The sequence below is a fragment of the Flavobacterium frigidimaris genome (assembly GCF_002217275.1).
Lineage (GTDB): Bacteria > Bacteroidota > Bacteroidia > Flavobacteriales > Flavobacteriaceae > Flavobacterium > Flavobacterium aquidurense.
This window is the reverse complement of record NZ_MUGV01000002.1, coordinates 20727-36497: the sequence shown is the minus strand read 5'-3', so window position 1 is coordinate 36497 and position 15771 is coordinate 20727. Positions and strand designations below refer to the sequence as shown.

Below are 15771 nucleotides of genomic sequence, written 5' to 3'. Positions count from 1 at the left end.
ACTCATTTTAAATAATTTTTGATATTAGTGCCTAGTGCTTTAGTCTTAATCTTTAGCTTTTTGCAACTAAGGACTAATTACTATGAACTAAGTACTCATTTTAAATAATTTTTAGTTATTAGTGCCTAGTCCTTATAGTCTTAATCTTTAGCTTTTCGAAACTAAGGACTAATTACTAAGTACTAAGTACTCTTTTTACAAAATCCTAACTCCATCCGGATTTATTTTCGAAACGTGAATTTCATATGGTAAATTCATTTTCTCATAAACGTCGCTCATGGCTTTAGCGATTTGGTCGGCGGTGTTTTTTCCTCGGCTTAAGGCAAAAATCGACGGGCCGGAACCTGAAATTCCGGAACCTAAAGCGCCGTTTTCTAATGCCGTTTGTTTGATTAAATCAAAACCCGGAATCAAAACGCTTCTTAAAGGTTCAACGATTTCGTCATGAAGCGATCTTCCAATCAAATCATAATCTTTGGTGTATAAACCGGCAATTAATCCGCCTACATTTCCCCATTGCATGATCGCACTTTTTAGGGAAACCGTTTGTTTCAATACCGAACGAGCATCTGAAGTTTTCAATTCAATTTGAGGATGAACTACAGTTGCGTACAATTCTTCAGGACTATCAATTCGGATAATATCAAGCGGCGCATAACTTCTTACCAAAGTAAATCCGCCTAAAAGGGCAGGAGCAACGTTGTCTGCGTGCGCGTTTCCGCTGGCTAGTTTCTCGCCCTGCATCGCAAACTGCACTAAATCTTTACGGGAATAAGGTCTTCCTAATAATTCATTTATCCCGAAAACCGCTCCGGCAGAACTTGCAGCACTGCTTCCAATTCCGCTTCCGGCCTTGATGTTTTTATAGATTTCGATTTCGAATCCAAAATCTAGTTCGTCTAAAGTTTCCAGCATTGCCAAAGCCGCAACACCCGAAACGTTTTTTTCGGTTTCCAAAGGCAAATCGGCACCGACAATTTTAGTAATACGAACGCCTTTTTGATCGACTTTTCGAACAATCATTTCATCGCCCGCATTGTCTAAGCAAAGTCCAAGTACGTCAAATCCGCACGAAAGATTCGCGATAGTTGCCGGGCAAAAGAGTTTAATTTCCATTTTTTTTAAAGGTTCTGAGATGCTAAGATTCTAAGGTTCTAAGGTTTCTTTGCAACTGTTTATTATAAGTTTCTAAGGGTCTGAGGTTCTAAGAAGCTAAGATTTGGTTTAAAAAAACTCAGAACCTTAGCATCTTAGAACCTTAGTACCTCTAATTATTCCCTATTCGAATTACATCCGCAAAAATTCCTGATGCTGTAACCGCAGCTCCGGCACCGGCGCCTTTGATCAATAACGGCTGGTCTACGTAACGATCTGTGTAGAACAATACGATATTGTCTTTTCCTTCTAAATTATAGAATGGATGATCTTTAGCGATGAATTGCAAGCCAACGCTCGCTTTTCCGTTTTCGAATTGTGCTACGTATTTCAATCTTGAATCTTTTGCTAATGCTTCTTCATAGATTTTCTCAAAATGAGGAGCGTGCTTGATTAACGATGCAAAAAAGGCCTCGTTGTTTGTTGTGTCCAAACATTCGGCAGGCAAAAACGATTCGTTTGCGATAGCGTCAATATCCATTTCGTAACCGCTTTCGCGAATAAGAATCAGTATTTTACGAGCCACATCAACACCACTTAAGTCAATTTTCGGATCTGGTTCTGTGAAACCTTGTACTCCGGCTTCTTTAACGACATCGTGAAAAGAATTATTCTTGTCAAAATTGTTGAAAATGAAGTTCAGACTTCCAGATAAAACCGCCTGAATTTTATGCACTTTATCGCCAGAAGCGATTAAGTTTTTTACAGTATCGATAATTGGTAATCCAGCTCCCACATTTGTTTCAAACAAAAATGGAGCATTATATTGACGTGATAAACTTTTTAATTTTTTATAATTGTCATATGCAGAAGAACAGGCAATTTTGTTACAAGTTACAACGGCAATACTTTCTTTTAAGAATTTCTCATACATTTCAGAAACGCTTGCATTTGCTGTAATATCCACAAAAATACTGTTACGTAAATTCAGTTCTTTAGCACGTGCAATAAACTCTGTTGGGATAGCATGTTCGCCTTTGTCTAAAGTCGATTTCCAGTCTTTTAGTGAAATTCCGTCCTCGTCAAAAAGCATTTTTCTTGAGTTTGACAAAGCGATAACGCGAACGTTGATCTTTAAATTATCTTTTAAGAATTTCCTTTGATTGTGAATTTGCTCGATGAATTTTTCGCCCACATTTCCAACACCCATCACAAATAAATTCAGCTGTTTGGTGTTTTCTTCAAAGAAGTTTTCGTGCAAAGTATTCAACGCTTTTTTAACGTCTCTTTCGTTGATTACAGTCGAAATATTACGTTCAGAAGCACCTTGTGCAATTGCACGGATATTTACGTTATTTTTTCCTAAAGTACTGAACATTCTACCGCTCAAACCCTGGTGGTTTTTCATGTTTTCTCCAACCAAAGCAATAATGCAAAGGTCTTTTTCTACAATGGCAGGATCAATTTTGTTTTGAAGAATTTCTACTTCAAAAGCTCTGTTGATCGCATTTTCAGCACTTTCAGCATCCGAATTTAAAATTCCAATACAAATAGAGTGCTCAGAAGAAGCCTGAGTAATAAAAATGACATTGATTTTTTCCTGAGACAATACTTCAAACAAACGTCTTGATGAACCTGCAACTCCAATCATTCCTGGACCTTCCAATGTTACAAGCGAAATATTGTCAATATGGCTGATTCCTTTTACAACCGAATCTTTAGACGAAACAGTATCAGAAATCAAAGTTCCTACAGCTTCCGGTTCAAAAGTATTTTTAATTAAAATTGGAATATTTTTTCTTAAAACCGGCTGAATCGTTGGCGGGTACAACACTTTGGCACCAAAATGCGACAGTTCCATCGCTTCTTGATACGAAATGTTGGCAATTGGCTGTGCTTGTTTTACGATTTTTGGATTGGCAGTAAACATTCCGTTTACGTCTGTCCAGATTTCTAATTGCGATGCCTCAAGCGCTCCGGCAATAATGGCAGCAGTATAATCAGAACCGCCACGGCCTAAAGTTGTGGTAATTCCGTCAAGAGTCAACGCAATAAATCCCGGTAAAATATTAATATTCGATTCATTTTGACCAAAATATTCCTGAATCAATTGGTTTGAAATTTCAAAATTCACGGCTGCTTTTCCGAAATCAGCATTTGTTTTGATGATTTCGCGGCTGTCCTTATAAACGACATTTTTATCAATTTGCTGATATGCCTGCGCGATGATATAAGAAGAAAGCAATTCTCCAAAACTTAAAATAGTGTCAGCCGTTCTTGGAGATAATTCGCCTAATAAGAAACATCCATCAAGCAAAGTTTCTAAGTGATTTACGATTCTTTTTACATGACTTAATAGGCTGCTTTGTTCGCTAACCGGAATAAGTTCTTTTAAAGTGTCAAGGTGTTTTTTCTCGATTTCGGCAACAATTTCTCTGAAACTTTCATCGTTTGCTGCTGCTTTTGCTGCTGCCAATTGCAATAAATCGGTTACTTTGCTTAAAGCAGAAACAACGACAACTAATTGATCTTGTTTCGATTTTTGGTTTATAATTTCGAGAACGAGTTTTATATTTTGAGCATTGGCAACCGAAGTTCCGCCAAATTTTAATACTTTCATTTTGATGTTTTTTAATAAGGTGCAAAGATTTTGAGTAACAAAAGTTCAAAGGTTATCAACTGTGAACTGAAACTGAAAACTGCGACTTTTTTTTCTTTGTAAATGTTTTTTATGTACCCAATGACTCTCTTCTTTCAGGAAAAAAGTATAGATAACCAGGATTATATGTAAAATGTATACCCCTAAGGGGTAGTAGTTGTTGTAGAAATTGTAGTAGCAGCAATTGCAACTCCAGTTTGAGTTGTCATTGTAGATTGATATTTTACGCTGTTACTTTTCATTTTTGATGTTTCAAAAGTACAGATTTTTATAAAAGCGAAAAACCTTTATTTTCTTTTTGCGAATATTTTAATAATTCAAATCTCATTCATTTAATATTGAATTTTTGTTAAATTTGAATATCATAAATTGACGGATTCGTATATTTAGACCCGCATTTACTGCAAGTATACGGTTTAAAAAGCTGATTTATAAGTAGAATTGTGAATAGAAACTGTCATTAGTCTATAAAATAAGTAGGAAATTAATTTTTTATACTAGCTTTTAAAGGTTTATTTTCCTGAAGAAAATTAAAGCACTGATTTTGTATGATTAATATTGTGAAATAGCTAAATGCTTTTAATTTGTTTTATGTAAATTTTAATTATTATGAACAAATGTTGCTTTTTAATATTGATTTGTTGAATTTTGATGCCTTAAATTAAAAATGCCATGAGAGAAATTCATTATATAAGTACTGAAACCCTAAGTTTAGAAGATCTGCAAGAAATTATTGTAAATCAGAAGATGCTTGAATTATCTGAAGAAGCAAAAGTAAACGTTCAGAAATGTCGTGATTATTTAGATAAAAAAATGGCTTCACATTCTGAACCTATTTACGGAATCAACACTGGTTTTGGATCACTTTGTAATGTGAAAATCTCAAACGAGAATTTATCAAAACTTCAGGAGAACCTTGTTAAGTCTCACGCTTGTGGTACTGGAGAAGAAGTTCCTTCAGAAATTGTAAAAATGATGTTGTTGCTTAAGATTCAATCGTTAAGTTACGGACATTCAGGAATTCAATTGCAAACGGTAAGTCGTTTGGTTGATTTCTATAATAATGATATTCTACCTATTATATATACTCAGGGTTCACTTGGGGCTTCCGGAGATTTGGCGCCATTGGCACATTTATCCTTACCTTTATTAGGAGAAGGCGAAGTATTGTTTGAAGGAAAGAAAGTGGCTTCCGCCGAAGTTTTAAAACATTTTAACTGGGAACCAATCGTTTTACAGTCAAAAGAAGGTTTGGCTTTACTAAACGGAACCCAGTTTATGAGTGCTTACGGAGCACATATTTTATTAAAAGCGTATAAATATTCGTATTTGGCAGATTTAATCGGAACTATTTCTTTGGAAGGTTTTGATGGAAGAAGCGAGCCTTTTAATGAATTGATTCATTTTATTCGCCCTCACAAAGGACAAATTGTAACGGCGCAGCGTATTAATGAATTTTTAGAAGGAAGTGAAATAATCGAACAAGAGAAAAAACACGTTCAGGATCCATATTCTTTCCGTTGTATGCCTCAGGTTCACGGAGCTTCAAAAGATGCTATTGATTATGTTCGAAAAGTATTCAAAACCGAAATTAACTCGGTTACCGATAATCCAAATATATTTATTGAAGCCGATCAGATTATTTCTGGAGGAAACTTCCACGGACAACCTTTGGCTTTAGCTTTAGATTTTATGGCAATCGCTTTGGCAGAATTAGGAAGTATTTCTGAAAGAAGAACTTATCAGCTAATTTCAGGTTTAAGAAATCTTCCGGCATTTTTGGTAGATAATCCGGGACTGAATTCAGGATTTATGATTCCACAATATACTGCCGCAAGTATTGCAAGTCAGAACAAACAATTGGCAACTCCGTCTAGCATTGATAGTATTGTTTCGAGTAACGGACAGGAAGATCACGTGAGTATGGGGGCAAACGGAGCAACAAAAGCGTTGCGTGTTATGGATAATTTAGAGCGTATTTTAGCGATCGAATTAATGAATGCTTCGCAAGCAATCGCTTACAGAGAGCCTTTAAAATCAAGCGATTTCATTGAAATGTTCTTAAGCAGTTATAGAGAAGTGGTGCCTTTGGTTAAAGAAGACAGAATTTTACATTACGATATTGAGAAGACAGTTGCGTTCCTGGATAGTTTTCAAATTGAAAACGATTTGTTAACACTGGCTTAACATAACAAAATATTAATGAAGTAATTTTGCACTATCAAAAATATAAAAATGTCAATAAACAGTATTTTCCAATTTTTAGTGCCGAAAGACAAAAAATTCTTTCCACTTTTTGAAGAAGCTTCAAGCAATTTAATTGAATTAGCTTCTAATTTACACGAAGCTGTAAACCTTCCGTTAAAAGAAAGAGAAGTTCTTTTTCAAAAAATTGATGAGTTAGAGCAAAGAGGAGAAGACATTACACGTCAAACCAATCTTGAATTGAGCAGAAATTTCATTACGCCATTTGATAGAGAGGATATTCACACTTTAATTACTTCTATTGATAACGTTGCTGATTACCTTCACGGTGCAGCAAGCAGAATGAGATTGTATCAGGTTGATAAGATTACAAAATCTATCAGAAAGATGACAGAAATCAATCTTGAAGCTTGTCAAAATATTGATAGTGCCGTAAAAGAGTTGAGTAATCTAAAAAACATGAACATTATTAAGGATGCTTGTGCTAGAATTAACAAACTAGAAAACAAGTCTGATAATGTATATAACAAAGCAGTTTTTGAAATTTTTGAAAACGAAACAGACGCTAAAAATATTATTAAATATAAAGAAGTGTTATCTGTTTTAGAATCAGCAACAGACAAATGTAAGAGTGTTGCGAACATACTGGAATCTATTTCTGTAAAACATTCTTAATTCAATTTATTTCATTCTGAAGTTATAATTTTATGACGCTACTTATAATTATTATAGTATTAGCTTTAATTTTTGATTACATCAACGGTTTTCATGATGCGGCAAATGCTATAGCGACTGTTGTTGCTACAAAGGTTTTAACGCCTTTTCAGGCCGTTCTTTGGGCAGCATTTTTTAACTTTCTGGCTTATTGGGTTTTTGGATTTGGTGTTGCAGATACTGTTGCTAAAACAGCGCACACTATGGAAATTAACCTTGTTGTTATTCTTGCCGGTGTTATTGCAGCTATTTGTTGGAATTTATTGACTTGGTGGCTAGGAATTCCTTCAAGTTCTTCACATACATTAATTGGTGGTTTTGCTGGTGCTGCCGTTGCGCATGCTATAGCAGTTCACGGTTTTTCAGGTTATGCCGGAGAAGATGGAACTACTCATTATTGGTACGAAATCGTAAGTTGGTATAAGGCAGGAAAAGATGGCGGAATGCCTTCAGGAGTGCTTATCATTATTGCTTTTATTGTTTTAGCACCATTATTAGGAGCGTTTGCTTCTTATTTAATATCGATTTGGTTGCTAAATGCTTCACGTAAAGTTATTGGTCCTAAAATATTTACAATCGCTTTAATGATTGCAACGGTTTGGATTGTTAGCAATTTAATGGTTCCTTATGCTGATATTGACAAACCTCGTTTTGAATCTCATTTTTGGAGTGTCGCTTTTGATCCACATAATATTAAATGGTTTTTAGTTGCTTTTATTATCTTAACAGTAAGTTTGTTTTGTTTGATATTTAGCAGTTTAAATCTTCATCAGGCTGATGCAGCTTTGAAAAAAATGCAATTATTATCTTCTGCAGCCTTTAGTTTAGGACACGGAGGAAATGATTCTCAAAAAGTAATGGGTATTATTGCAGCAGCTGTTGCGGTATATATTAATACAAATCCGGGAGTTCATATGGCATCATGGCTAGATGTTGTATTGCCAAATGATGATTTGGGAATAAAAGGAGTAATGCCAGGATGGATTCCATTAGCTTGTTATTCTGCTATTGCAGCAGGAACTTTGAGTGGTGGTTGGAAAATTGTGAAAACAATGGGTTCTAAAATTACAAAAGTAACTTCATTTGAAGGAGTTGCCGCAGAAACTGCAGGTGCTTTAACGCTTTACTTTACTGAACACTTAAAAATTCCGGTAAGTACAACCCATACTATTACAGGTTCTATCATCGGGGTTGGATTAACAAAACGTGTGTCTGCCGTTCGTTGGGGAGTAACTGTAAGTTTGATCTGGGCATGGATACTAACGATTCCTATTTCAGCTATTTTAGCAGGATTGGTTTACTTTGTATTAAGCGTATTTATTTCGTAGTAAAATGATTTTTGTAAAATGTGAGAAGTTTTGATCGCATTTTAGCGACATAAAAAAAAGACTGGTTTTCAATTGAAAACCAGTCTTTTTTTTATACAAATTCCAATAATTTAAAATTCCAAATTCCAATGTTTTACACGTTTTTCAAATTTGGAATTTGGAATTTCCTTTTTGGAATTTTTCACTTTTTATTTCCTTAAATTCTTATGATTGTGCTTGCGCTTGTAATGTGTTTCTTTTAAAGTGGTTTTATCTTTCGAAATAATACTAATTGTACCGTCAATTTCTAGCGTACAGAGCTTTATATCGGTTAAATGCTCTAAACCATGCTCACGTGCCGCTTCTTTTAATTCTTCGTGTGAAATGTCTAATTTGCTTAAAGCATTAAAATCCAAAGTTCCATTATGAATCAGGATTTCGGGTTTGTCTAAAAGTAAATCGTTTACTATTTTGTATTTGTGTGTTAATTTTTTAATGATAAAGTTAATCACAAATAAGGCCAATGCAGCAACCAAACCTCCCCAAAGACTTGTGTCAGGGCCAACCATTGCATTTTGAACTGAATTACTGATCAGTAAAATCAAAATAATATCAGCAGTATTTAATTGTGAAAGTTCTTTTTTGCCGAAAATTCGCAGTGCAATTGTCATGAAAAAATAAACTGCAAGACTTCGGAAAATAATATCTAAATAAGGGTTTAGCATTGTTTTTTATTTTAAAGGTAAAAAAAAACTTTGTCAAAGTTTTAAACTTTGACAAAGTTGCTAAAATAAATATCGAATATTAAGTTAGGATGAACTAACTAATTATTTTGAAATTTTTCTCAATTGCTTTAATCATTTCTCCGGCAATATCTTTGTTCGTTGCGCCCTCAATTCCTTCGAGTCCTGGAGATGAGTTGACTTCTAATAATAATGGTCCTTTTGATGAACGAATAATATCAACACCAGCTACTTTTAAATCCATTGCTTTTGCAGCTTTTATGGCGATCTTTTTCTCTTCAGCTGTTACTTTTATGACAGATGCTGTTCCGCCAAGATGGATGTTGGCTCTGAATTCCCCTGGCATAGCTTCACGCTGAATAGCGGCAACTACTTTTCCGTCAATTACAAAACAACGAATATCTTTTCCGTTAGCTTCTTTGATAAATTCCTGAACTAAGATATTTGCATTTAAACTTTTGAAAGCGTTGATAACACTTTCTGCAGCTTTTTTGGTTTCTGCCAAAACAACGCCTTTTCCTTGTGTTCCTTCTAATAATTTTACAATTAAAGGCGAGCCTCCAACCATTTTAATTAAATTATCTGTGTCTAAAGGAGAATTCGCAAAACCAGTTGTTGGAATATCGATCCCGCTATTTAAAAGCAATTGCAGTGAGTAAAGTTTATCACGCGATTGCGTAATGGCTGTAGCCGAATTTAAAACGAAAACCTTTAAAGCTTCGAATTGACGTGTCAAAGCACAACCGTAAAACGTGATACTTGGTCGAATTCTTGGTATAATAGCATCAAATTGATTTAATATTTTTCCACCTCTGTAATGAATCTCTGGAGTTTTAGCATCCAGTTTCATATAACATTCTTTGATATTCAAAAAATGCATTTCATGACCGCGCATTTCACCGGCTTCCATGATTCTTTTATTGCTGTATAATTCGGGATTACTTGCTAAAAGTCCGATTCGTAAACCAGAAGTTGCTTTTTCTGAGTTTTGGTATAATTCTTTTAAAGCTTCTGTTGTAGGTTGTCCTAAAAGATATTTTTCTTCCGGATCAACTAATACGCGACCACTCATGGCTTCTCTACCCAAAAGCATACGGAAACCCATTGAGTCACGATTGGTCAGGGTCATTTCAATTGGCCATTTTACATCGCCAATTTTTAAGTTGGTTTGAATAACATAACGATGTTCTCTAAAACCACTTGAACTTTTTACAATTCTTTTGTCAACCAACGGAGCTTCACAATGAATGATGGTTTTAATATTATTCTGAATTGGATTAATGTCAAATTTTACCCAATTGGCATCATTTTTTATAAAAGGAGCTATGTTGATGGCGTGCATTGCAGAAGTTTTGGCACCTGAATCAACACGAGCCTTGATTGTCGGGATTCCTAGTTCTGGAAATGAGCACCATTCTTCGCTACCTAAAATGACTTTGTTTTGAAGCATACGTTGTTTTATTATTATATAATTTTAAATCAAAAATAGTTATTTGCTTTTACTAAAGATAGTAAATTATTCAAAAAAAATACCCGTTAAGTTATGAAAACGTAACGGGTATATTATTTTTGTTATAATTTTTAACTAATTTATTGATTAGTTGGCTCTTCGGCTTTGTGAATTTCTACCGAAAGTTCTTGTGAATCATCTTTCAAATCCATTAAGATTTCGTCTCCTGAATGAATTTTTGAAGTTATGATTTCTTCTGCCAATAAATCTTCTACATATTTCTGAATCGCTCTTTTTAGAGGTCTTGCTCCAAATTGTCTGTCAAAACCTTTCTCGGCGATAAATGCTTTTGCTTTATCAGTTAAACTTAAAGTGTATCCTAATTCAGCTATACGAGAATATAGTTTTTTAAGCTCAATTTCGATAATCAAATCAATGTCGGCTTTTTCTAAAGCATTGAATACAATTACATCATCAATTCTGTTTAAGAATTCAGGAGCAAAAGTTTTCTTCAGTGCATTTTCGATAATACTTTTAGAATTTTCGTCGGCTTGAGCCACTTTTGCAGCTGTTCCGAAACCAACACCTTGTCCAAAATCTTTCAATTGACGAGCTCCAACATTTGAAGTCATAATGATAATAGTATTTTTAAAGTCGATTTTACGACCTAAACTATCTGTCAAATAACCGTCATCTAAAACCTGAAGCATCATATTAAACACATCCGGATGCGCTTTTTCGATCTCATCTAACAGCACAACACAATATGGTTTTCTACGAACTTTTTCAGTCAATTGACCACCTTCTTCATATCCTACGTATCCCGGAGGTGCTCCAACTAAACGAGAAATAGCAAATTTTTCCATGTATTCACTCATGTCGATACGAACTAATGCATCTTCAGAATCAAATAATTCTTTTGCTAAAACTTTTGCTAATTGCGTTTTACCAACTCCAGTCTGACCTAAGAAAATGAACGAACCAATTGGTTTATTCGGATCTTTAAGTCCGGCTCTGTTACGTTGAATAGAACGTGCAATTTTTAATACAGCCTCATTTTGACCAATTACTTTGTTCTGAATCAATTCAGGTAATTTGGCTAATTTGTTGCTTTCTGTTTGTGCTATTCTATTAACAGGAATTCCGGTCATCATCGAAACAACATCGGCTACATTATCTTCTGTAACTTCAATTCTGTTGTTTTTAGAATCCTCTTCCCACTGTTCCTGGGCAACAGCTAAATCTTTTTCGATACGTTTTTCATCATCACGAAGTTTGGCTGCTTCTTCATATTTTTGTTTTTTAACAACCATATTTTTGTTTTCACGCACTTCTTCCAACTGACGCTCTAAATCCAAAATTTGTTTAGGAACATCAATATTAGTAATGTGTACACGAGAACCAGCTTCGTCAAGAGCATCAATAGCTTTGTCTGGTAAAAAACGCTCAGACATATATCTGTTTGTTAATTTAACACAAGCTTCAATGGCTTCCTGCGTATAAGTAACATTATGGTGATCTTCGTATTTGTCTTTAATATTATTCAAAATTGCAATAGTTTCCTCAACAGATGTTGGTTCTACGATTACTTTTTGGAAACGTCTTTCTAATGCACCATCTTTTTCAATATATTGTCTGTACTCATCAAGAGTTGTAGCACCAATACATTGGATTTCTCCTCTTGCTAAAGCAGGTTTGAACATGTTGGAAGCATCAAGTGAACCAGTTGCTCCTCCAGCACCTACAATAGTGTGAATTTCATCAATAAAAAGAATGATGTCATCGTTTTTCTCCAGCTCGTTCATAACGGCTTTCATTCTTTCTTCAAACTGACCGCGGTATTTTGTTCCGGCTACTAAACTAGCCAAATCAAGAGTTACCACACGTTTGTGGAAAAGAATACGGGATACTTTCTTTTGGATAATACGCAAAGCAAGTCCTTCTGCAATAGCAGATTTACCAACTCCTGGTTCTCCAATAAGAAGTGGGTTGTTTTTCTTTCTACGGCTTAAGATTTGCGAAACACGTTCAATTTCTTTTTCGCGTCCTACAACAGGATCCAGTTTTCCTTCCTCAGCCATTTCTGTTAAATCTCTCCCAAAATTATCTAAAACCGGAGTCTTAGATTTTTTGTTTGACTTATTGGCCGGATTATTAAAACTACTTTCTTTAAGACTGTCATCTTGTCCTGAATCGTCATTGTACGATTCGTTTCTTGGCAAGTTTTCTAAGAATTCTTCTTCGTTTGGCGTCATGTTTAAATATTGTTCTTTAGCTATGTCATAATCTATTTTTAGCTTATTCAACAGCTTGGTTGTTGGATCGTTTTCGTTTCGTAAGATGCATAAAAGCAAGTGTGCCGTGCTAATCGACGAACTTTGAAATACTTTAGCTTCAAGAAAAGTGGTCTTCAGGGCTCTTTCTGCCTGTCGGGTAAGATGAAGATTTTTCTTTTCAGCATTTACTTCAACGCTCTGGTTGGCCGGACTCAGTATTTCTACCTTCCTGCGTAAATGATCTAAATCGACAGCTAGGTTATTAAGTATATGAATAGCTTTTCCGTTACCATCTCTTAAAATGCCTAGCATTAGATGTTCAGTACCAATAAAGTCGTGTCCTAAACGAAGGGCTTCTTCCTTACTGTATGTAATAACATCTTTTACTCTTGGTGAAAAATTATCATCCATAATATATTTATTGGTATTGTAAATTTAGTGAATTACAGTTTGAAAAACAAAAACCGTACCCTTCGAGAACTACTGTCAGCTAATTGACAAAAAAAATAACAATAAAAGCGTTAAAAAACGCTTAATTTATTAACCAAAAGACTAAATAAAGTTGTTAATAAATCATTGAAATAAGTGTAAGTAAATAGCTGAAAAAATTCGAAAAAAACGTATCTTGGCACGCTTTGAAACTAATATAATTATTTAATATAACAACTTATGTCTGAAGGAGAAAAGTTAATTCCTATTAACATAGAAGATGAAATGAAATCAGCTTACATCGATTATTCGATGTCAGTAATCGTATCTAGAGCACTTCCTGATGTTAGAGATGGCTTGAAACCAGTGCATCGAAGAGTTCTTTACGGAATGTATGACTTAGGAGTAACATCAAGATCTGCCCACAAAAAATCTGCGAGAATCGTCGGAGAAGTTCTGGGTAAGTATCACCCACACGGAGATACCTCTGTTTATGATGCCATGGTACGTATGGCTCAGGAATGGAGTATGCGATATTTATTAGTAGATGGTCAGGGTAACTTTGGATCTGTTGATGGTGACAGTCCGGCAGCAATGCGTTATACTGAGGCCAGAATGCGCAAAATTTCAGAAGATATTATGGCAGATATCGAAAAAGAAACAGTTGATTTTCAATTGAACTTTGACGATACTTTATATGAGCCAAAAGTAATGCCAACGAGAGTTCCTACTTTATTAGTAAACGGAGCAACAGGTATTGCGGTAGGTATGGCAACAAACATGCCTCCACATAATTTAACAGAAGTAATTAACGGTACATTAGCTTACCTTGATAATAACGATATTGAAATAGACGAATTGATAACACATATTAAAGCTCCGGATTTTCCAACTGGAGGGGTGATTTATGGTTATGAAGGCGTTCGTGAAGCTTTTAAAACAGGTAGAGGTCGTATTGTAATGCGTGCTAAAGTTGGTTTTGAAGAAGTTGACGGAAGAGAATGTATTATTGTTACTGAAATTCCATATCAGGTTAACAAAGCCGAAATGATTAAACGTACGGCTGATTTAGTTAACGATAAAAAAATTGAAGGTATTGCGAATATTCGTGACGAATCGGATAGAAATGGTATGCGTATCGTATATATTCTGAAACGTGATGCTACGCCAAACGTAGTTTTGAATACCTTATATAAGTTTACCTCATTACAATCCTCTTTTAGTGTAAATAATATTGCACTTGTAAAAGGTCGCCCACAAATGTTGAATCTAAAAGATATGATTCACTATTTTATTGAGCACCGTCATGATGTTGTAGTGCGCAGAACGCAGTTTGAATTGCGTAAAGCAGAGGAAAGAGCGCATATATTAGAAGGTTTGATTATTGCTTCAGATAATATCGATGAAGTAATTGCTATCATCAGAGGGTCTAAGAATACTGAAGAAGCTCGTGAGAAATTGATTGAAAGATTCAACTTGTCAGATATTCAGGCACGTGCTATTGTTGAGATGCGTTTACGTCAGTTAACAGGACTGGAGCAGGATAAGTTAAGAGCTGAGTTTGAAGAATTGATGAAGTTAATCGAGCACTTAAAAGCTTTATTGGCAGATGTTAATTTAAGAACTGCTTTGATTAAAGAAGAATTGGAAGAAATTCGTGAGAAATACGGAGATGAGCGTCGTTCTCAAATTGAATATTCTGGTGGAGATGTAAGTATAGAAGATTTAATTGCAGATGAGAATGTAGTTATTACCATTTCGCATGCTGGTTATATCAAACGTACTAACCTTACAGAATACAAAACTCAGAATAGAGGTGGAGTTGGGCAAAAAAGTGCCGGAACAAGAGATCAGGATTTCCTTGAACATATGTTCGTTGCTACTAACCACCAATACATGATGTTCTTTACACAAAAAGGAAAATGTTTCTGGATGCGTGTTTATGAAATTCCGGAGGGAAGCAAAACAGCAAAAGGTAGAGCAATTCAAAACTTAGTAAATATTGAAAGCGATGATAAAGTTAAAGCTTTCATTTGTACACAAGATTTAAAAGATAAAGATTACATCAACAGTCATAATCTTGTAATGGTTACCAAACAAGGTCAGGTTAAGAAAACTTCTTTAGAGAAATATTCTAAACCAAGGGTAAATGGTGTTGCTGCTATTACTATTAAGGAAGGTGACGAATTGATGGGGGCACAATTAACGAATGGTGACAGTCAAATCATCTTAGCAGTTAAGTCTGGTAAGTTGGTTCGTTTTGAAGAAACTAAAACGCGTCCGATGGGAAGAACTGCTTCCGGAGTTCGTGGAATTACTTTAAAAGATGATACTGATGAAGTAATTGGTATGGTTACTGTTGCAAAAGAAGATGTTAACGATTCTCAAATTTTGGTTGTAACTGAAAATGGATACGGAAAACGTACCAAATTAGTTGATGAAGATGGAGAAGATGTTTACAGAATTACAAATCGTGGTGGTAAAGGGGTAAAAACGCTTAACATTACGGAGAAAACAGGAAAACTAATTTCGATCAACGCCGTAACAGATGCTGATGATTTAATGATTATTAATAAATCAGGATTAACAATCAGAATGGCAATTGAAGATTTACGTGTAATGGGTCGTGCAACGCAAGGAGTTCGATTAATTAACCTAAAAGGTAAAGATTCTATCGCAGCAGTTACAAAAGTAATGAAAGACGATGTAGCTGAAGTAATTGTCGATGAAGACGGAAATGTTATTGAATCAGTTATCGAAAGAGTTAAACCGGATTTAGAAGTTCTTGAAGATGATGGAACAGCTGATGATGATGACGATGACGACACTGACGAAGAAGTAGAAGATGAAGACGATTCAGAGGAAGAAGAATCTGAAGAATAAATAAAAACCA

Annotated in this window: 9 protein-coding genes; 4 read left to right on the top strand and 5 right to left on the bottom strand. The window is 35.0% G+C overall.

What is annotated here, in order from left to right:
* Window positions 1–195 precede the first annotated feature (195 nt).
* Complete coding sequence (locus tag B0A65_RS01145; RefSeq protein WP_074657249.1) at window positions 196–1116, bottom strand: homoserine kinase; 921 nt, start codon at window positions 1114–1116, stop codon at window positions 196–198.
* A 151-nt stretch (window positions 1117–1267) separates the two neighbouring features.
* The gene (thrA, locus tag B0A65_RS01140) at window positions 1268–3715 is read right to left on the bottom strand and encodes a bifunctional aspartate kinase/homoserine dehydrogenase I (RefSeq protein ID WP_074657252.1); all 2448 of its coding nucleotides are present in this window, start codon (window positions 3713–3715) and stop codon (window positions 1268–1270) included.
* A gap of 711 nt (window positions 3716–4426) precedes the next feature.
* On the opposite strand from thrA, the gene hutH reads away from it, so the two are divergent.
* The 3 genes from hutH to B0A65_RS01125 are packed head-to-tail and all read left to right on the top strand — an operon-like array spanning window position 4427 to window position 8001.
* A complete protein-coding gene (hutH, locus tag B0A65_RS01135) occupies window positions 4427–5941 on the top strand; it encodes a histidine ammonia-lyase (RefSeq protein ID WP_074657255.1) in 1515 nt (504 codons plus the stop codon).
* Between the two features lie 48 nt (window positions 5942–5989).
* Window positions 5990–6634, top strand: a complete 645-nt coding sequence (locus B0A65_RS01130; RefSeq protein WP_026982186.1) for a DUF47 domain-containing protein — start codon at window positions 5990–5992, stop codon at window positions 6632–6634.
* 32 nt (window positions 6635–6666) lie between these two features.
* On the top strand, window positions 6667–8001 hold the full coding sequence (locus B0A65_RS01125) for an inorganic phosphate transporter (protein WP_074657258.1): 1335 nt from the start codon (window positions 6667–6669) through the stop codon (window positions 7999–8001).
* A 188-nt stretch (window positions 8002–8189) separates the two neighbouring features.
* Here B0A65_RS01125 and B0A65_RS01120 read toward each other — a convergent pair whose 3' ends face one another.
* The 3 genes from B0A65_RS01120 to B0A65_RS01110 all read right to left on the bottom strand — a co-directional run bounded on the left by B0A65_RS01120 (window position 8190) and on the right by B0A65_RS01110 (window position 12860).
* Entirely contained in the window at window positions 8190–8705 is a 516-nt protein-coding gene (locus B0A65_RS01120; protein WP_074657261.1) for a DUF421 domain-containing protein, read from the bottom strand.
* A gap of 94 nt (window positions 8706–8799) precedes the next feature.
* Window positions 8800–10173 carry a 30S ribosomal protein S6--L-glutamate ligase gene (rimK, locus tag B0A65_RS01115; RefSeq protein WP_072971218.1) on the bottom strand — a complete coding sequence of 458 codons (1374 nt, stop codon included), beginning with the start codon at window positions 10171–10173 and terminating at the stop codon, window positions 8800–8802.
* A gap of 140 nt (window positions 10174–10313) precedes the next feature.
* Window positions 10314–12860 carry an ATP-dependent Clp protease ATP-binding subunit gene (locus B0A65_RS01110; protein ID WP_074657264.1) on the bottom strand — a complete coding sequence of 849 codons (2547 nt, stop codon included), beginning with the start codon at window positions 12858–12860 and terminating at the stop codon, window positions 10314–10316.
* Window positions 12861–13118: 258 nt separating this feature from the next.
* Here B0A65_RS01110 and gyrA point away from each other — a divergent pair, with 258 nt between their 5' ends.
* On the top strand, window positions 13119–15761 hold the full coding sequence (gene gyrA / locus B0A65_RS01105) for a DNA gyrase subunit A (protein WP_074657267.1): 2643 nt from the start codon (window positions 13119–13121) through the stop codon (window positions 15759–15761).
* The last annotated feature ends 10 nt before the right edge of the window (window positions 15762–15771 follow it).

Coding starts and splice junctions, on each gene's coding strand:
- B0A65_RS01145 (WP_074657249.1), bottom strand. CDS start 1,116: ATGGAAATTAAACTCTTTTGCCCGGCAACTATCGCGAATCTTTCGTGC.
- thrA (WP_074657252.1), bottom strand. CDS start 3,715: ATGAAAGTATTAAAATTTGGCGGAACTTCGGTTGCCAATGCTCAAAAT.
- hutH (WP_074657255.1), top strand. CDS start 4,427: ATGAGAGAAATTCATTATATAAGTACTGAAACCCTAAGTTTAGAAGAT.
- B0A65_RS01130 (WP_026982186.1), top strand. CDS start 5,990: ATGTCAATAAACAGTATTTTCCAATTTTTAGTGCCGAAAGACAAAAAA.
- B0A65_RS01125 (WP_074657258.1), top strand. CDS start 6,667: ATGACGCTACTTATAATTATTATAGTATTAGCTTTAATTTTTGATTAC.
- B0A65_RS01120 (WP_074657261.1), bottom strand. CDS start 8,705: ATGCTAAACCCTTATTTAGATATTATTTTCCGAAGTCTTGCAGTTTAT.
- rimK (WP_072971218.1), bottom strand. CDS start 10,173: ATGCTTCAAAACAAAGTCATTTTAGGTAGCGAAGAATGGTGCTCATTT.
- B0A65_RS01110 (WP_074657264.1), bottom strand. CDS start 12,860: ATGGATGATAATTTTTCACCAAGAGTAAAAGATGTTATTACATACAGT.
- gyrA (WP_074657267.1), top strand. CDS start 13,119: ATGTCTGAAGGAGAAAAGTTAATTCCTATTAACATAGAAGATGAAATG.